Raw genomic sequence first — 18,784 nt, forward strand, 5'->3', positions numbered from 1 at the left:
TACGCCTCCCGTTTAATTCAGCACTGTAAAATGATGCTCTGCCAAAAAACGCTCCAGCTTTGTAGTCAATCGCATTTTTTCCTCATCGCTCGCAGCAACCAGTTCCAAATAAAGACGACCCTTGCCTCGTGCCCGTTCGCTTCCAGCGGTTTCTTTTTTACCATTCAAGTCCGGCTTACCCAAGCCGTTCCCTTCTGATCCGCCATCGCTGGCCCCAATCCCGCTCACACGAACCTGCTTGGCAGATGATCTGCCTCCGCGTCCGGTTGCATTTCTGCTTGGCGTGCTTGTATGGCCTACAATCTTGTTCTCGCCATCTCGTCCACCTGTGTTCACATATAATGTATTGGCACCCAGAGGCATGACACCTTCTTCACGTTCACCTGTGAACAACAATCCTTCACCCTTCAGTCCTTCCAGCAGTTCTTCATAGGATAGACTGCCATCATGGGACAGCGAATAATTCGTCAGCGTGCCACGCATATTTTTCCTGGCCAGAAAGGTATCGAGCTGATGCTTGATCAAACTCATCGACTTTCTGGCATTAATTTCGATAATTGGCTCCAGCTTCCCACCACGAAGTGTCATGGAATCAATGCAAACATCGCCATAATAACCATCTTGATACAATTGCCGTCCCACATCCTGCATCAAGCTAAAATAGCCCTCGCGCTCCAGCCGCTCCAAAAATGCCCCGTCCGGCGACAAGGATTCCCGATAGGAGAATTGAGTGTTAGCCAGCCATTGTACAGATAAGATATCGACACTCCCATCATCACCAATCGTAAATTGGCATGAAAAATCCTGCTCTTTCTCCAGAAAAGGCTCCAAAAGGAAAAGCACCTGTTTGCCTTTACGCTCCTGTCCACGCAAATACGATACGATCCGGTCCAGCATTTGTGTCGAGGTAATGTGCAGGTTTCCTTTGCCCGATACGCCAAAATCATCCTTGATTAAAAAGCTTCCATCCCGTAGCAGCTTACGTCCCGCCTCAGCAACATCTGCAAACGAAGTCACAATATAGCCCGGGTTGCGCAGACCAAGGCTGCGTTTCAGATCAGAGGAATACGTTTTGGCATTTACCTTGCGAATCGTTTCCAGCGGCGGCTGATGCAGTGTTATTCCCCAAGCACGTGCAGCCTCCTCCACATGCGGTAAACCCGCAAACGGGCTAAGCACACAGCCTTCCAGTTGAGGAAACCCCTCTCCGGCATCGGCCTTGCGACTGCCCAGCAGTTCAAATACTGATGCGGTCGACACGTTGCCTGCACGCTCCATGCCATCGGTCAAGTCCCGTTCGTTGACAGCCGGATGAAAGCCCAACTGCGCGATATACTGACGATGTACGGGCGAAATGGCATAACGGGTCAATAACGCATCTCCCGGCTGGCAAAAGCTGAACAGCAGTTCATCCATCGCTGCTACAATCGCAGAAGAAGCCCGGTCAGGCAGGGCTGGCAAGGAAGCTAACTGGGCATCCCGCCAGTAAACCTCCGCTTCGAACGTTCCCATATACAAATGACGCTGATTCGGTATCGCATTCATATGATTCGCTTCCTTTCCTGCTTCATTATTGGCCTACTATACTGTAGCGCTACTGGCTCGCGCTCGTATAATCACGTAGAGCAAACTGCCATATCAGGCGGATGATCGCCAGCAGCCAGAGAGGTGCGAGAAATGCCCATACCACTAACCCGGTTTCCATTTTGCCGAGAATGAACATGGGCGGAAAATTACAAATGACAAACACCGGAAGCACGAACAAACCGATACGCTGAATCAGATTACTGTACACGGCCATCGGCACATAGTTTGTCTCGAAAATGCTGTTGGACAGCTCCGTAACGCCGTTCGTGCGGATGATCCAGAAGGCTAGCAGTTGAGGGAGCAAAAATACGGAGTATGCCGTAAGCACCCCGCATCCAAGCAGCACAGAGAACCCTCCTACAGTTTCAAAATTAAACGGCAATCCGAGTCGTTGCCAGCCGACCCCTGTCATAATTCCGCCGCCAATTACATTCGGCACGGTATAGCCCAATTCAAATTGACGCAGTGTTACCATAAATTGCAGCGATACGGGTTTAGTCATGAGCACGTCCAGTGAGCCGGTACGAATTTTGTCAGGCAGGCTTGTAAAATTACTGTAGAACAATCCACTATAAAATCCGCTCATCATCGTAAATACGCCGATATATAACAATATGGCGTCAGGAGACCAGCCATTAATATCCGTCCCAGCGCGGTATGGAACCGATGCGTACAGCAGCTTGATGAGCAAATAAGCCGTTTCAACCAGAAATGCAGTTATAAAATTAATGCGGTATTCCATCTGCGACATGACAGAAAACTGGACAAACTTCCAGTACAGTCTGATGTAGCGCCTAACGTTTCGGAAAACATTTTTCATGTTAACCCCCCACCGAGACAAAGCGTTTGACCCCGGCTTGCCACACCCAGCGTGATAGGGCCGCCAGCACTACAATCCAGAGCCATTGCACGCCAATGCCTTTAGCGGCTTCCAGCACAGTCAGCTTGCCCGTCAACGCATTCACCGGAAAAAATACGGTGTAGCTGAACGGTAGCAGACTGAACAGACGGGCCAAAACATCTCCAAAAATCGTCAGCGGAAACACGGTACCGCTAGCTACGTAAATGACAAGCGACAGCGTATAAAATAGTCCCGCCGATTCCGTCACCCAAAAGGCTATGCCGCTCAGCGCATAATAGACCACAAAATTAAGCACAAGCGCTCCCGGCAACGCCAATATGTAAAGCAGGATGTACGATAGCCCGAAGCTGATTTGTCCTTCCAGGCTAAGACATAACAGCAAAATAGCAGCCGCCAGCAGCACGACCGCAGACTGTATGACTTTGCCTCCGATAAACCGGCAAAAACGGTAAGCAAAATAATGCACAGGCTGTACCATGAATTTTGCCAGTCCACCTTCCTTGATATCTGTAGCAATTTCGTATTCAAAGCCCGTAGCAATCAGTTTTCCAGTTACTCCCGCCATGACCACATACACCAGCATTTCTGGCAGAGAATAGCCCAGCACTCTTGCTTGTCCCGAAGAACCGAATACAGCTAGCCAGAGAAAAATTTGCGTCATGATCGGCAACATAAATCCCGCCATTTGGAGCCAATAATTAGCCCGATACTCCATTTCGTTTTGCATACCAAGCTGGAGTACCTTCACATATTTGTTATTTCGCATCGGCCAGCCTGCCCCCATCGTACAAATTGGCTATCCCCTCTTCCAGCGGGACGTCCTCAATCGTAAAATCAACGACAGGCAGTGCGTCCAAAATCTTTTTGGACCAAGCCAAGGTATCTTCTGCATCCAGCTCAAATACCGCCTCCAGCTCCGAGTTGGAGCGAAGTTTGCCGAGGCTCGCCAACGTTAGGCTGGATACGGGGGTCTCCAGTCGAACCTTGAGTAATTTACGGGCACCGATGACCTCATTCACCTTGTGTAAGTCTCCGTCATAGACCAATCTGCCCCCGCTGATAATGATGGATCTACTGCACAAATCCTCAATATCCTTCATGTAATGGCTTGTCAGCAGGATGGTCGTCCGGTGCGTGCGGTTATAGGCTTTGAAAAACTCTCGAATCCGCCGCTGAGAAACAAGGTCCAGTCCGATGGTCGGCTCATCCAGCAAAATGACCCGTGGACGATGCAGCAGCGCGGCGATCAGTTCCATTTTCATACGCTCGCCGAGAGACAGCCGCCGAACCTGCACATGAAGCTGCTCTTCCACTCCAAGCAGAGTGATCAGTTCATCTAGTGCCTCTTTATAACGGTTTTCATCGATTTCATAGATAAGCTTGTTCAGCTCGAATGACTCGCTTGCAGGCAAATCCCACCAGAGCTGGTTTTTCTGTCCCATTACAATGGAAAACTGGCGTTTAAACTCTTTTTGTCGTTTCCACGGGGTAAAGCCGAGTACCGATGCCTCCCCGTCCGTGGGATGGAGAATGCCAGACAGCATTTTGAGCGTCGTTGTTTTGCCCGCCCCGTTTGGACCGAGAAATCCGACAATTTCGCCTTCCTCAATGCTAAAGCTGACATTTTGCACAGCCTCTTTGGTCAGCTGCTCACGCCTGAACAAGTTTTGTAACGATTTGCGCACGCCCGGCTCCTTTTTGTAGTACGTAAATGTTTTCGACAATTGCTTTAATGTAATGGACGGCAATCAATTCCCCTCCTCTTTCCTCTGTGCAGGACACCTGATGAACGTTTCTTATGCGGCCGAATGCTTGGACTACTCGGCTGCTTTCTCTGCTAAAATCATCAGTTCCTCCAGCATATGCCGCTGTCTTTCAATTAAGTGCAAAGCTCGTTCCGTAATTTCAGGCATCCGATGCTTGCGCAGTTGAAGCCCTGTTTTGTAAATATGCAGATTAAGCTTGTGCCAATCCGCGTACAGCGCCTGTGCCAATTCAATTACATGCTGTGTTTGTGGTCCCAGCGTAGCTTGATGCAGCAGGCAATAATCAGCTGTATAATCCGTCAAATGAAGGGCACTGCCCAATCGCAGATTGTAATAGATTTCATGACAGTACGTCCGAAAATCCTGATCCTCCATGTCTGCCAACAGATGGAAGTCACCGACAAATGCCCGGTACCCCTCATCTCCCCGCTTGACCTGCTTGCCTGTCACAGCTTTCCCCGTTTGACTTTCCGACTCATTAGACGTAGGTACGCCTCTCCAGATGGCTTCGTGTCCAGTCAAATACTGTCGAATATGATGAGCACACGCAGCATGCATCTCACTTGGCGAAAGCGGGGCAGGCTGCTCCACCAGCCATGCATACTCAATAATGCCCTGCATCAGATCGTCGAGCCGGGCTGAGCCCACATAAGTCATGGCATGTCCCGAGGAATCGAGCAGGAAGCTGTCATTCACCTGTGCTGTCCGTTCTTGCAAGTCCAACCCGCACAACTCAATCACGTGGCCCCTTGGGTAATTTTTCACATATACATCGTGATAGGTTAAAGCGGTGCTCGACGTATGCAGCATGGTACCGTAGCCCGATGTGAGTACCTGCAACAGGTTGGTTTCATCGCTGACACCAGCGACCCACGGTTCCACCCGAATAACAGGTCCACCACTGGCTGCCATTTCTTGAAGCTGCTCCGGATATTTCTCAGGTCCGAAGCGCTTCAAATCTCCACCGTACTCTGCGCACATACTTCCACACAGCATGAATAGCTCGGATTCGGCCATGTTCACTCCGTACCTCCGCAATGAGGTACGCAGGGAAGAATATACACAATGTTTCCCTGGAAGAGCGTTTGCGACTTCTTCTGCACCATAGTCCACAACGGAATCATGACGAGTCTCCATATCGGATTCCTGCATCAACCTTGTCTTTTCAGCGCCCTTATGCATATTTGCCCAGCAGACGCTCGATGCCTTGCAGTGTAGATAGATGCTCCAGCACTAGATCGTCGTCCTCCATCGTAATATCAAGCTCATTTTCCAACTCTACAATTAATTCCACAGCGGATAAGGAATTCAGCCCCAAGGTTCGCAGATCCTGATCCGGAGTCAACTGTTCCAGTTCTCCCGGAGCCAGTTTCAAAATCTTTTCCAGCAAGGGTACTACATGGTATACATCTGTTTTCATTTTTGATTCCCTCCAATTTATGAGCATCCTAATCCAGCAATAATACCTTCCAATTTGTGCGCATAAGCATCAGCTTCCTGCCAGCTGTCTGCCAAAATAAGTGTGAAAATCCGGTTCACATAGCCCCGCTTCACAGGAATACCAGACAATGTACCCGCCGTATACACAAACACCCCTTCTGGACGTTCGGGCGTATAGAGCAAGCCCTCCTCCGCGAGCAACCCGCACAAGCGGCTGTAGGTGAGAGGTGTAGCGGTAACGTTGCGGTAATAACGGGATAATGTTTTATGCTGTTCTCCCAGGACGGATGACAGGAACGAAATATAGGTAGACAACGTAAATCTACCATTTATCTCAATGACTGGAACCAGCAAACCTTCTTCGTCAACAAAACCGTCAATAGAGGCCATTCCCGTATACCCAATGGAATAGAGATGCGTACCCAGCTGATAGGCGCAGCGTCTCACTTCTTCCTCCAGCGCATCGCCAATCTCAGCCGGCACTTGAGATCCGATATATACGGTGCCATCCACGTTTTGCCTTTTTAGCGAAAACATCGTCACACCACCGCCCTCGTCAATGCAGAGCTGGTAGTTCAGATCCATCTGCTTATTGTGCCAGCGCTCCACCAGCCAACCGCAGGAAGATGGCGACGAGCCGCCAAAACGCTTCATCACACTCAGCAGTGTGTCCAGCTTGGACAGCTCGTCCAGCATATACATGCCTTGTCCTGAGGCACCGTGCGGTTGCTTGATAATCAGCTTCACAGGTCCATCCGATAAGTCAGCCAGTCTGGCACACTCCCTGCGGATCGCCGATTCGTCTGCACATACAGCGCCTTCGCTGACGGCAAAACCAAGCTTTTGCGCGGTCAGGCGGCTGAATATTTTATCATTCACCTGAGCACTGACCGCGGATGGAGCACCGATCAGCTCTAGCCCGCAAAGCTCCGCAATCGCTTCCTCCTGCGGTGTGACCGCATAGGGGACGAGCCACGCTTTGGCTCCGCCGCTGCTGTGGCCTGCATCTGCAACCGTGCGCAGTCGTGCCAAAAGCGCCTCATCCGCCAGCACCAGCTCTGAAATCGGCGTTAGCGGATCAGAAGGCTCCGGCACCTCAATACGCGGCAGGCTAAAGCCCAACCGTTGGAGCATGTCCAGAAACGCCTCATCCGGCTGTTCCCGAAGTACAATGACATCCTGACTTCGACATAGCAGGAGATTCATTTCCTCCATCCGGTTTACGACTTGCTGTTCATCCCGGTCTACCATGCCCCCCTTGCGGGGGGATGGATGCCACACTTGCTCTGCGCCGATATTAAACAGCCAAATCAGGACTCCATGGTCCCGTTCATGCGCAAGCGCTTCCACAAGGTTAATAGTTTTAGTCGTCACGTCTTGTCATCATCCCTCTCTCTTCCATCCAGTAACAAACAACATCCATAGAAAACTAAATGTATTTCAGAGAGCCTGCCCCGTGCAGATACAATACGCTGCATTTGGAGCACACCGGAGTCAATCCTTCATGATTAATCTTTTGACGAGTTTTCTCATACGCATCCGAGTTCCATATCTCCTTCAGACTGTGCTCACGCATGCTTCCAATCGTGAACTCACTGAAAAATTTGCAAGGCATGACCTTCCCGTCTGGTAAAATATCTGTTCTGGAGGTGAGCGCCAAACAATGATTGGAACAACGGCTGACCATTTCCTCGCCATGTATAAATTTATCAATTTCCTCATAATCCAAACCGGGCTGATAGCGCACGCGAATGTTCCATACTCGCTCATTGATCCGCTGTAGTTCCTGCATCAGAGGATCGATGTTATCCGGGTTGATTTTATATTTGAAAGCATGCCAGCTACTAATATTTTTTTCTTCAAGTTGTCGGAGCCAGGAGAAATTATGTGTGAAATATTCATCCATTTTGAGGGAGGTCTCTTTGGAAATGTACCAGGGGAACGTCAGCAGCACCAGATCCAGCCTTTTGTCCTCCAGCATTTGCAGAAATTCGTACATCCGTCCGATCATGTTATCGTTAATGACCGCATGGACAGTTACCCGTCCCTTGTACAATCCCTGGTCGCGCAGTTCAATCAGCTTATCCATCTGCCGCATTGTTTTTTGAAAGGTGCCTTTACCGCGAATTAGATCGTGTTCTCTTTCAAAACCTTCAATCGCTATTAATAACTCCAGATTTTCGGACAAATCCAAAATCCGGTCCAAATATTTATCAATAAGTAATCCATTTGTACAAAAGGTCATTTCGCGCCGATCTTCCGCCAGCACGTCCAAAATTTCATCAAAACGCCGGTGAAACATCGGTTCGCCGCCCCACATGTACAGTCTGGACTTGGCTTCCTTGGTTTCGCTCAAAATCTGCCGGAGCATGTCCGGAGCAAGATCCATGTTTTGTTCTTCTTTATCCATTTGGTGATGGTAGCCTTCCTCGTTCCATTCAAAACAGTGTGTACATCTCAGGTTGCAGCGGTTGGTCAGCTTAATGCCGATCGTCTGGGGCATGTCCGTTTTGAAAGTAGGGTCCTGTGTGGCGTTACGGTAAGATACAGAAGCGTTTTTCAGGTTACGCTTGATGAGCTTGAACGCTTTCTCATCAATCAGCACATTGCTTTTGGGCTGCATGCTAACACCTCGTTTAATGGATTTTCAGGCACATGTACCAAGCTGTACGTCAGACCGTCTCCATTCCCTCCAGGTGCGGCGCTTGTTCCGCATCGCTGATCCCCTGAATGTAGCTGCAAAACGCATCTACCGAGCTCAAATGCTCTAGCTCAAAGGAATCAAAATCAATCTCCACATCAAACGCATCCTCCACTTGCAGCATGAAATGAACCAACTGCAACGAATCCAGTCCGGCATCATGAATAATGTCCGAATGTCCATCCAGCTTAGCGACCAGTTCAGGATCTTCCTTAACCGCGCTGATCATTTCAATCACTTGGCTTTGCATAGCAAACTCCTCCTTGTGAATGAGATTCTGTTCGTTCCACCCAACGATGCCCTCTGCAAAGAAAGCTCCTAGAAAAATTCCTTCACTGGAACTTTATTCAATTATACTCCTCCAATGAAGAGACAAGTCAATAGGTTGTTTTGTAAGTAAAACTCGCAATATGTAAATTAATGTATGATAACTTCTACAATTTTCGCCGGCTATTTTTTCGCAAAATCTAATAAAAATTCTCCTCACATCTCTTGCATGAGCGGCAGAATTATTTTACAATACACATGAAAATGTTTTTCCTTATATTCTTCTTGTATACGATACTTTTTTTCACACAAACATTCTACAGCCAAAGGAGCACAGCTCATGTCCCCCATTCTTCATACATTAGCCCATAGACTGGAGCAGCTTCCCGTACAGGAGCGCAAGCTGGCGGAATCCATCCTGCAATCCCCGGAAGATGTGCTGCATTTGGGTATTCGGGAGCTGTCAGAGCGTTGTGGTGTGAGTGCGGCGACCGTTACGCGGTTTTGCAAATCACTACATTTTAAAGGCTATCCCGATTTCAAAATGAAGCTGGCCGCCGAGTTGTCCCACTCCAACCGTAATGGTGAAGAATCCTATCAGGATATTGTCGCCGGAAATTCACTTTCCCGAATCGTGCAGGCTATTCAGGCGAACCATACCGCATCCATTGCGGACACGACCCGACTGCTGGATTACGACAAGCTGGAGCAGGCCATTGCATGGCTGTCAGCCACGAGCCGCATTGATCTCTATGGGATGGCGACATCGTCGATTGTGGCACAGGATTTTTACCAGAAGCTCATCCGTATTGGCAAGAACAGCACTGCCTTTGCAGATTCGCATATGCAGATTACCTCTGCCTCCTCGCTCGGAGCAGGAGATGTCGCCTTTGCCGTCTCTTATTCAGGAGAAACCCAGGAGACCATTGCGGCTCTACGTTGTGCAAAGGAACAGGGGGCTAAGACATTATCCCTGACCTCCTTCGGAAACAATACGCTGGCAGGTCTTGCGGATATTGCGCTATTTTCCTCCTCATTGGAGGAAGGAATGCGACGTGGGGATATGGCCTCCCGCATTGCCCAGCTTCATATCATAGATATTCTGTTTACAGGTATGGTGAGCGCAGATTTTGACAAATATATTCCGAGATTGGAAGGTTCATATCAACAAGTGAGCAAGCTCAAAAAACAACCAGGGGGTCACTAAGATGAACATACGCATTTTGAACAGCCGTGAGGACCTGAACGCTACTGCCGCCGCTGTGATCGCCAGCTTGCTGCTATCCAAACCACAGGCCATGCTTGGCCTGGCCACCGGTAGTACGCCGATTGGCATTTACCAACATCTTGCAGATATGTACAGCAAGGGACAGGTCAGTTTTGCACGAGCCTATTCCGTGAATCTTGATGAGTATGTTGGTCTTCCCCCAGAACATCCGCAGAGCTATCGAAGCTTTATGAATGAGCACTTGTTCCAGCATATCGATATTCCGATATCCCATACACGTGTCCCTGACGGGAATGCACTGGATCTGGCAGCAGAATGTGCAGCGCACGAGCAGGCCATTTTGGACCATGGACCCGTGGATCTGCAATTGCTTGGCATTGGTCATAATGGTCATATCGGCTTTAACGAACCTGGTCACCGCTTGACTGGAGCCACACATGTTGTAGATTTGAAAGAAAGTACGCGCTCGGCGAATGCTCGATTTTTTGGCGATATAGATGCTGTACCCAGGCAAGCAGTTACGATGGGAGTAGGCACGATTCTTAAAGCGAAGCAAATTATACTGGTGGCTTTTGGTTCGGATAAGGCTGATATTATAAAGCAGGCTTTAACTGGACCTGTCACGACTGAGTGTCCGGCTTCTCTGCTGCAATGTCACCCCAATGCACTTATTTTGCTGGATCAGAAAGCAGGAGGAGGGTTCAATTGAAGTCAAATGAAATGAGTGGTAACGTACCCCAGCTACTGTATGGGCAAGTTGTCGTTGGAAATGACATCATTGAAAAAGGGGTTGTCGTCATTGAGGGGCAATCCATTGTATACGCTGGTTCAGAAGAGCATTTACCCGCCGATTGGACAGCGGTAGTCTTGGCAAATCAGGAAGAAAGCGCAGCGAAAACCGCAAACATTGTGCGTTTGAAAGGAGGCTATCTGCTACCAGGCTTTATTGATATTCATGTTCACGGCGGTAACGGTGAGGACTTTATGGACTCCAGTCCAAGGGTGCTGGATACGATCACCTCCTTTCACGGTTCACAAGGAACGACGGCTATGCTGGCTACCACCATGACCGCGCCCAAGGAACAGATTGACCGGGTATTGAGTGAAGTTCACGCATACATGGCACTACCTATGCCCTATGCTCAGTTGGAGGGCGTACATCTGGAAGGGCCGTTCATCAGTCCGAACTGGCCTGGAGCGCAAAACCCAGAACATATCGTGCCACCGAATCTCTCATGGGTGGCAGAATGGGAGCAGCGCTATCCAGGCCTTGTTCGCCAGCTCACGCTTGCGCCCGAACGGGAAGGAGCGCTGGAACTGATTGCATGGCTGCGTAGCCATGGCATTACCGCGGCTCTCGGTCATACGGATGCTACGTATGAAGAGGTTGAACAGGCAGCGACGGCGGGGCTGAATCATGCGGTGCATGCATTTAATGCTATGACTCCGCTGCATCATCGCAAGCCGGGAGCCGCCGGAGCCGTACTCGCTGATCCGCGCATTGAAGCAGAAATCATCGCGGACGGCATTCATGTGCATCCCGCCGCCATTTCCCTGCTCGCTAGATTAAAGCAGGATCATAATCTCATTCTCATCACAGATGCCATGTCTGCTACTGGTCTGGAAGACGGTCATTATACGCTCGGCGATTTGCCGGTGATCGTGCAGGGCGGTGTAGCACGACTGGAGGATGGCGTCACTTTGGCAGGAAGCACACTAACGATGATTGAAGGCTTCCGCTACTTGGTTCAACATGTGGGTATAAGTATTCCCGCGGCATCACAAATGGCCAGCCTGAATCCGGCTCGATCCTTGCACATTGCTGATCGTACAGGTTCGCTTGAAGCAGGTAAACAAGCAGACATCCTGTTACTGGATGGAGACTTAAAGCTGCAAGGCGTATGGATTAAAGGATTGCGTAAATAATTCAGTTATAGTTATCATTCCCCAAAACTAAAGAGCTATCCACCAGCGTATTCGCTGAGATGGATAGCTCTTTCTTTGGCATTGCACACACTTATAGGGTTTGAATTAGCGATGATTCATTGGCGCGGGCGTATGATTTTGTGGGCGTGTGGGTGCTGTATTTTCCATTGGACGGTTTGTACCAGCCGCCGGAGTTGGGAATACACGTTCAATCACGTCCACCATTTCATTGCTCAAGCCTCTAATCGGATGACCATTTTGCACACTGTGTGTAAAGTCAGTGGCTTGTTTAACAAAGTCCGGGTTAGCGGATACATACACCTGTTCAATCGAAGGCGCAAATTGCTTCACTTTATTAGCGATACGGCTCTTGACTGCATCACTTGGTTCATATGCAGTTCTTGCTCCCTCGATGGTGGTGTTTCCGGTATTTGCGCGATTGTTGTCCGTCAAGCCACGCAACATACCGTACGAGCCTGTACCCATCGTACCGAATAAACCGTCATCACGACGCGCAGGTGTTCCATTCCCGGTTACTCCATTGTCTGTCATTCCAGGCGTTGTAGTATCCGTAGTACGGTTTCCTCTAGTACCATTAACGCCATTCACACTCGGTACATTCCCGTTACGTCCAATACTATTTGCACTTGGAGTACCGTCAACACTTGGAGCACCAACACCTGTTCCGTTAGCTTGGTCTTTCAAGGAAACGGCTACATAGGCATGTCGTTCACCGACCAGCACTGTCGCAGACTTTACATCCGGCATCTCGGATATACGTTTGGACAAATTGCGATCGACTTGCAGATTACGGACTGGATGTCCGGTTCGGTTGGCATTTTCATTCAATGCCATCCCGTCCATACCATTGGACTTAACCCCATAACGATTGACACCATCCATACCATAACGGTTCACACCATCCATATGATGTGTGCTTTGCGCGTTATAGCGTGTACTGTTCGTACGAACGTTATGATCGGCATTTCCGCACCCGGTCAAAGCAGCCATACTGGCGAGTAAAGCAGCAGAAATCGTAAAACTGATGACCTTCTTAGTTCCTGGCATGAACTCATCCTCCATACATTATAAAATGTGTGACGAGATTATCATGCGCTATGAATCATAGGGATATCCTGACTAAAAAATGACTAAAAAAATAAAATTTTAATGTAAATATGAAATACAATTGATGATTTACCACAAGATGGCATGTATAATAAGCTTGAAAAATACTTTATTTTACAAAGGAGGATTTTCAGTTTGAAAAAGATCACCGTTTTGATGCTCATTTTTTTGTTATCAGTTACTCTTGTTCCCGTTGGCGCTTTTGCAGGCTCCACTACACCCCAACCCCCAAAAGATCCCGCCGGAAGCTGGGCAGAAGGTCCACCACCTAATCGCGTTGATCCAGCCAAGCCCGCACTATTGTTCGTACATGGTTTGAACAGTAGCGCTGAAGTCTGGACCAAGAATGATAACGATATGCTTCAGCGCGCACGTGACGCCGGATACCAGACAGCCACCATTAATCTGTACGATACAACTGGCACATCCCAAGATATGTGGGACAATGGTAAGCTTCTGGCCGACAAAATTAAGGTCATCAGCAATCACTTTGGAAAAAAGCTTATCGTCATCGCCCACAGCAAAGGTGGAGTGGATACTCAAACCGCTCTCGTATATAACGGAGCCGCTCCTTATGTACAACGTGTCATCACCCTCAGCAGTCCTCATCATGGTTCACAACTTGCAGATCTCGCCTACAGTAGCTGGGCCGGATGGCTGGCAGATATCGTCGGGTCACAAAATCCCGGTACCTCCACTTTACAAACATCTTATATGAAGTATTTCCGAACCAAGACCGATTCACTTAGTAATGCGACTACAGTTCCATTCTTCACGTTTGCTGGTGATAACTGGTCTGGCGGCACTGCTTCCTACATACTGGGCGGACTTTACCTCTCCTCCTTTGGTAAGAATGATGGAGTGGTCACAGTCGACAACGCTAAGCTTCCCGGCGGACGTGTAGTTAAAGTCGGATCTTGGGATCATGCCAAGGTTCGCACTGGTTCTTACGTCTTCTCCCTGATCCAACCCTACCTCCAAGCGAACACTCCAGCATTGAATCAGGAAACTGAGGCACTTTCAGCATCTTCCCTGACTGCTTCTGCTTCACAATCCACCTATAGCGAGATCGATAATTCATATTTTATCCGAGGCGGCGATTATAATGGAAAAGCCTCACAAACCCTCACTGTTGAAAATGGTGTAAAATCCATTGATCTGGACTGGATCAGCGATAAACGTGTGAGTAAACTGGAACTAACCAAGCCTGACGGTACTAGTGAAATTATTAATCTGAAAGCAGGCTATGATGACGATATTTTTGCTGGTGCCTGGCATCATAACGCCGTCATTCAAAATCCAAAACCGGGCACCTATAAACTGAACGTCACGGTTCCTGATAATGGAGCGTATCTCCTGATTGCACGTTACCAGGCTGTTCAAGTTCCTGAGCTGAAATACAATTTAAATGCAGTGGGCCCGAAGCTAAATTTGAAACCACAGGATTCCCCGAACAGTGTTACACAAGTCACCTACCAAGTTCAATATTATGGTGATCCGCAGCAAGGAGTCACTTCTACATCCAAAGGTTTGACGGTACAGCAAAAAAACGTTAACCCTACCGGACAAATTGAGCTATCCAAAGCGGACAAGCCCGGCATCTATTCTGTAACCTATGAAATTAGCGGCACCACAGAGGCTGGATATCCGTACCGCCGCACAGCTGTTCAATCCATTTATATTGATGCTGACGGCAACAAGTATGTTGACTAAATAAATCTACAACCTAAAAAGCCTGCAAACCCCCATTATAGTTGGGGCGTTTGCAGGCTTTTTTTCATTACAAAACATCTTGATAGAAATAATACTTTGTAAGGCATTCGTTGTGTTCAATCCGTTGTCTGATTCCTCAGCTTATGAAGCCAATAGTAGTGGTGTATATCCATAATAAAATGAAAAAGAACACATGCCAGCATCGAGTATACACTTATCAATACTGTGGCAACTAATTGTTGTGTAGCGAATCCGAGGGAAACATTAGCTATCAGATAACCAGCCCCAGTAAATGTGGTGATAGTTACTACAGGCGCTCTTTTGTTTTTTTCCTTAAACTTTGGTTTCTTCTTATGATTTGAAGGATCTTTGAATTTCGTTAAATTATATTTTATAAAGTAATACAAGGCCACTCCATAAAGGGCAAAAGAACCTACAAAATACCATGGAGTATCCAGATCCAACATGCCATAAGCAAACTTTTGTGTCATGATCATGAAGCCAATAGAACAAACCAAACCAAATACACCACGGAATAAAATGTAATTCAACTGCAATTTGCGTGGCATGATGACCAGTACAAGGGCCCAAATGTTTATCATAACAATCGGTGGCAACAGTACATAAACGTAAACTGCAATGTATGGATTTCCCACTAAGGGGATAACTAGAAACAGATCTAACAGTAATGAAACAAGAATGATGACATTGGAACGAATACTGTTGACTGGGTACATCTTCATACTTTTTTCAAAAGAAGCCCTGTTATCACTCATAAACTTATAAGCCCTCCGTTAAATAAGTAAATCTACGGATAAGGATAGCCAAGGCTATATCCATTGTCCACTTTTTACTGTCTTTAACTCTTGTTGCAGTTCTTCTATAAAATCAGTCACAATGCTTTGGACAGCATCTTCACGGGACATACGAATATACCGACTGGTCTTTTGAATGTCTTCCTCGAACAATTGAAGTATCCTACACATGGCCTCCTGATCTCCACTTCGTACTAATTTTAGCAATTGGACGAACTCAGCATCCGAAATAACTCTTTGAGCATTTTCTTTTTCCATTTATTCACCGCCTGTTGGGATAGCTTTAACTCTTTTGCAATCTGTGCTTCGGTTTTGTCTAGTATGTAAAGGTCAAAGATGATCATTTTTCCGATCTCAGAAGATAGAGAGTTGATAAGCTGTAGTGTGTACATATTAGAGTTTGAAGATTCTGTAAAAGATGGGGCGCTGACGGCTTCGTTCTTTTCCATTACAAATTCATGATTGGTTTGTACCCGAGCACGATACTGGATTCTCCAGGCAATGCGGTACAGCTTCTTTCGATATTGTTCCACCAATGTTAGCTGAGACTTATCCATTGTAAATCACCCTTTCTCTTTGGATTTGACTTTTTCTAAATCCTCATACTATAGGGTAATTTGCAAACCTATTTCACAACCAAAACAGAACATTTGTTCTTATTTATTATACTATTTTTACATGCAGTTGTATATGGTTCTTTTAATTTACCTTCCTTTATATATGGCTAAAAAGGAGGGAATACATTGCAAATGGATGATGCTCTTTCTCTGGTTACCAACGTAGGCTTTCCGGCTGGACTTTGTTTTATTTTGTTGCGGCACATCCTGCACACGATGGAAGAAAAGCTGGATAAGCTGGATCTCTCACTTCATGAGCTGATTCAGGTTATCCAAGATTTAAACGACAATAACAGCTCTTCTTCCAAAAGCAGCAAACCTGACGAATAACGAACACAAAGAAGCTCCAGACGACGATCATCCGCCGTTGGAGCCTCTTTGTGCGCTAATTTAATTTCTAATGATTATTTTCCAGTCTGAGCTTGGTCGTGGCCATTCTGTTCAGTACGGTTCACGTCAGATACTGACAGACCATAAGCCCAGTTACTTTGTGGCGGCACAACCCATACGGTATCTGGATCATCGTTAAGCGTCCAGCCCTGATAGACCAGCTGGGAATCATCCTTACCCAGCGATATACTCAGCGTAAAGCGGTGAACAGGCTTGCTCAGCTCGGAGGCTTTGCGCAAGGCCTGACTGCTAGCCAGGTTTTTGATTTGCTGCGAGAGGGAAGTCGCCGTGTCATTGGCTACTGACTTTCCGTTCAGCGTCCAAGATGTGGAAGCACTGTCTCCGGTTCCGCTGTTACCGGAGGATTTGAGCATCCATGAAGAATTTTGGCCTTCCCACTCTATTCCGCTCAGCTTGGTATCGTCCCAATCGAACGGCGTTGTATCTATAAAATCATCAGCACCCAGCAACAACCCTGAAAGTGTATCTATAGGTACAGAAGCTATCTCTTTTTTGTCTGATAATACATAAACAGCATCTCCGGAAGGCAACGTTTCACCGAAGGCAAAGGTACGAACGTCGCCCTTCTTGGTCTTAATCTCAATCTGATCATGGGTAGCGCTGATCCCATATTTGGCTACGTCTGTAGGGGAAGATTCCACCACTTCACCCAACTTTACATTTTGAATCGCTGCTAGCCAATTGTCTATTGTATATTGGTTTAGCGGGTAAGTCCGTGGCTTGCTCATACTCCATTGACCATCATGTTGTTCAAGTTCCACCGACTTGCCGTCCTTTCCTGTGATCGCGAAAGACGTAATATTCTCTTGCGTAAGCTGAACCAGCTGGCGAGCCGCCGGCGCTTGTTCACGAAAGAAGTTTTGGCTCTTTGCATAGATTATACCCGCTCCCAATACAACTAACAGTAGCACTGTGGGTATCCATTTTCTCATGCTCTTCTTCGCCTCCACCATAATAAGATTCCGATGACCGCGAATAGCAACGGCAATCCGATGACAGATATGGTCAATATCGTTTTTGCTTGTGCAGGAGTCAAGTAAGCTACCTTATAATCCTGCTCCTGACGAGGACGAATGGTAAGCCCATCAGAATGTTCCTGCACATAATTCAGACTGTTCAGCACAAAGTCTCGATTGCCTCCTGTGTTGATCTCAGTGTCGCTTAAAAGGGCAGACGTTCCGAGAATAACGGCTTTGGGCTTGCCGTCTTTCCCTTCTACCGCATAACCGAGATTCAGCGGCCCCTGCGGGTCCTTGTCATCCTTCTGCGTTTCGTTGTTCAGCAGCCCTTGGATATTCGTTTCGCCATAGCTGGCTGCAGAAGATTTCATCAAAAGCGTCGTCTTCCAATCCTTCTGCTCTCCTGCCTGCAAAGCAATAGACAGTGAAAGAACCGGGTACAGATTGGAAGCCGCCAACTTGTCGGTGATCGCATGACTGCCGAAGGTAGGAACCGTCCATAGAGGTCCAAGTGTATTCGTCTGTTCCTGATCCACCACGATGGCATGAGTGTCCTTCACTCCATAATCAGCCGCTAATGCATCAAGGTTTTTCCAATCGGACCCCATGTTCGGGTGAAAGCCTAGTGCCATAAAAAGCTTTCCGCCATCATTCAGATACGTACGAATACTCTTCAGTTCCGTTGCACTGATATCACGTTCTGGTCCGACAATAGCCAATACAGACGCATCTTTGGGCACGCTCCCCGCCTGATTGAGCTGAACTTCCTCTGTTTTCACATTATCTTGTGACAGTGAGCTACTTAATTCAGTCATTTGGGACAATGGGATTTCCTCATGTCCAGTTAGAAAGGCTACTTTCCCTTGACGGGTAGATGATAATCCCAACAGTCCACTAGTCAGCTTTTCTTCCCCGGTAAATTGGTATGCCCCTTCGCCACTCCCCTGAGCTTGCGTAAATAGACTCCCAATATCTATAACCCGCTTCTTCTCCCCTTGCACCAACACAATAGACGCTGCAGTAACACCATATTGCTTGGCCAGTATCGGTTCCTGATTCAGATCGTATTGCTCGACCTTGAGCTTGTTGTTACGCTTGGCGTATTCATTCAGCATATCCGTAACATCCCGGTTCAGCTTCTGATTTTGTGAAGTGGATACGGTAAAAGCAATGAGCCGTACGTCTTCCTTTACACCCTGGATGGTCGTCAACGTTTGGTCAGACAGCGTATACTGCTTGCCTGCCGTCAGATCCAGTTGAAAGCCACCTAACGACCGCAGAAATAACGTCAATAAAATAAAAATCCCTACAGCAGCAATCGATAGTACCACACTATTGGTATGACCCAGCCATTTTTTCATATT

General features: G+C 47.6%; 20 protein-coding genes. 5 read left to right on the forward strand and 15 right to left on the reverse strand.

Features of this window, described 5'->3' with window-relative positions:
* Positions 1–12: 12 nt before the first annotated feature.
* The 9 genes from NLX82_RS16935 to NLX82_RS16975 form a co-directional block, all read right to left on the reverse strand.
* Complete coding sequence (locus NLX82_RS16935) at positions 13–1,545, reverse strand: hypothetical protein (protein WP_076159753.1); 1,533 nt, start codon at positions 1,543–1,545, stop codon at positions 13–15.
* Between the two features lie 49 nt (positions 1,546–1,594).
* The gene (locus NLX82_RS16940; RefSeq protein ID WP_023990058.1) at positions 1,595–2,407 is read right to left on the reverse strand and encodes an ABC transporter permease; all 813 of its coding nucleotides are present in this window, start codon (positions 2,405–2,407) and stop codon (positions 1,595–1,597) included.
* A 1-nt stretch (position 2,408) separates the two neighbouring features.
* Positions 2,409–3,215 carry an ABC transporter permease gene (locus NLX82_RS16945; RefSeq protein WP_028541504.1) on the reverse strand — a complete coding sequence of 269 codons (807 nt, stop codon included), beginning with the start codon at positions 3,213–3,215 and terminating at the stop codon, positions 2,409–2,411.
* Complete coding sequence (locus tag NLX82_RS16950) at positions 3,205–4,197, reverse strand: ABC transporter ATP-binding protein (protein ID WP_076159750.1); 993 nt, start codon at positions 4,195–4,197, stop codon at positions 3,205–3,207. Before NLX82_RS16950 ends, NLX82_RS16945 begins: the two co-directional genes overlap by 11 nt.
* Before the next feature lie 69 nt (positions 4,198–4,266).
* On the reverse strand, positions 4,267–5,352 hold the full coding sequence (locus NLX82_RS16955; protein WP_254348673.1) for a hypothetical protein: 1,086 nt from the start codon (positions 5,350–5,352) through the stop codon (positions 4,267–4,269).
* A 37-nt stretch (positions 5,353–5,389) separates the two neighbouring features.
* Positions 5,390–5,635 carry an acyl carrier protein gene (locus tag NLX82_RS16960; protein WP_023990061.1) on the reverse strand — a complete coding sequence of 82 codons (246 nt, stop codon included), beginning with the start codon at positions 5,633–5,635 and terminating at the stop codon, positions 5,390–5,392.
* Between the two features lie 17 nt (positions 5,636–5,652).
* Entirely contained in the window at positions 5,653–7,029 is a 1,377-nt protein-coding gene (locus NLX82_RS16965; protein WP_076159747.1) for a preATP grasp domain-containing protein, read from the reverse strand.
* A gap of 55 nt (positions 7,030–7,084) precedes the next feature.
* Positions 7,085–8,278 (reverse strand): radical SAM/SPASM domain-containing protein, encoded by a 1,194-nt coding sequence (locus NLX82_RS16970; RefSeq protein WP_023990063.1) that lies wholly within the window; start codon positions 8,276–8,278, stop codon positions 7,085–7,087.
* A gap of 49 nt (positions 8,279–8,327) precedes the next feature.
* Entirely contained in the window at positions 8,328–8,606 is a 279-nt protein-coding gene (locus NLX82_RS16975) for an acyl carrier protein (RefSeq protein WP_013311713.1), read from the reverse strand.
* A gap of 357 nt (positions 8,607–8,963) precedes the next feature.
* Here NLX82_RS16975 and NLX82_RS16980 point away from each other — a divergent pair, with 357 nt between their 5' ends.
* From NLX82_RS16980 to nagA, 3 genes are read left to right on the forward strand one after another with little or no spacing between them, the layout of a single operon-like run.
* Positions 8,964–9,830, forward strand: coding sequence for a MurR/RpiR family transcriptional regulator (locus NLX82_RS16980; RefSeq protein ID WP_023990065.1), 867 nt, complete (start codon positions 8,964–8,966; stop codon positions 9,828–9,830).
* 1 nt (position 9,831) lies between these two features.
* A complete protein-coding gene (nagB, locus tag NLX82_RS16985; protein WP_068941770.1) occupies positions 9,832–10,560 on the forward strand; it encodes a glucosamine-6-phosphate deaminase in 729 nt (242 codons plus the stop codon).
* A complete protein-coding gene (nagA, locus tag NLX82_RS16990; RefSeq protein ID WP_254348674.1) occupies positions 10,557–11,777 on the forward strand; it encodes an N-acetylglucosamine-6-phosphate deacetylase in 1,221 nt (406 codons plus the stop codon). The genes nagB and nagA overlap by 4 nt, the downstream gene beginning before the upstream one ends.
* A gap of 105 nt (positions 11,778–11,882) precedes the next feature.
* Here nagA and NLX82_RS16995 read toward each other — a convergent pair whose 3' ends face one another.
* Entirely contained in the window at positions 11,883–12,845 is a 963-nt protein-coding gene (locus tag NLX82_RS16995) for a YhcN/YlaJ family sporulation lipoprotein (RefSeq protein ID WP_028541499.1), read from the reverse strand.
* A 195-nt stretch (positions 12,846–13,040) separates the two neighbouring features.
* Between NLX82_RS16995 and NLX82_RS17000 the strand changes: the two genes are divergently transcribed.
* On the forward strand, positions 13,041–14,618 hold the full coding sequence (locus NLX82_RS17000; RefSeq protein ID WP_023990069.1) for an esterase/lipase family protein: 1,578 nt from the start codon (positions 13,041–13,043) through the stop codon (positions 14,616–14,618).
* A 116-nt stretch (positions 14,619–14,734) separates the two neighbouring features.
* Here NLX82_RS17000 and NLX82_RS17005 read toward each other — a convergent pair whose 3' ends face one another.
* The 3 genes from NLX82_RS17005 to NLX82_RS17015 are packed head-to-tail and all read right to left on the reverse strand — an operon-like array spanning position 14,735 to position 15,990.
* Entirely contained in the window at positions 14,735–15,394 is a 660-nt protein-coding gene (locus NLX82_RS17005) for a hypothetical protein (RefSeq protein ID WP_023990070.1), read from the reverse strand.
* Positions 15,395–15,448: 54 nt separating this feature from the next.
* A complete protein-coding gene (locus NLX82_RS27580) occupies positions 15,449–15,691 on the reverse strand; it encodes a helix-turn-helix domain-containing protein (protein WP_071642683.1) in 243 nt (80 codons plus the stop codon).
* The gene (locus NLX82_RS17015) at positions 15,634–15,990 is read right to left on the reverse strand and encodes a hypothetical protein (protein WP_025719486.1); all 357 of its coding nucleotides are present in this window, start codon (positions 15,988–15,990) and stop codon (positions 15,634–15,636) included. Before NLX82_RS17015 ends, NLX82_RS27580 begins: the two co-directional genes overlap by 58 nt.
* Positions 15,991–16,176: 186 nt before the next feature.
* Between NLX82_RS17015 and NLX82_RS17020 the strand changes: the two genes are divergently transcribed.
* Positions 16,177–16,380, forward strand: coding sequence for a hypothetical protein (locus NLX82_RS17020; protein WP_023990072.1), 204 nt, complete (start codon positions 16,177–16,179; stop codon positions 16,378–16,380).
* A gap of 74 nt (positions 16,381–16,454) precedes the next feature.
* On the opposite strand, the gene NLX82_RS17025 is transcribed toward NLX82_RS17020, so the two are convergent.
* Positions 16,455–17,393, reverse strand: a complete 939-nt coding sequence (locus NLX82_RS17025) for a DUF4340 domain-containing protein (RefSeq protein WP_023990073.1) — start codon at positions 17,391–17,393, stop codon at positions 16,455–16,457.
* Positions 17,390–18,781, reverse strand: a complete 1,392-nt coding sequence (locus NLX82_RS17030; RefSeq protein ID WP_023990074.1) for a GldG family protein — start codon at positions 18,779–18,781, stop codon at positions 17,390–17,392. Before NLX82_RS17030 ends, NLX82_RS17025 begins: the two co-directional genes overlap by 4 nt.
* Between the last annotated feature and the right edge of the window lie 3 nt (positions 18,782–18,784).

Source organism: Paenibacillus sp. A3M_27_13, from assembly GCF_024213315.1.
GTDB classification, from domain to species: Bacteria; Bacillota; Bacilli; order Paenibacillales; family Paenibacillaceae; genus Paenibacillus; species Paenibacillus polymyxa_B.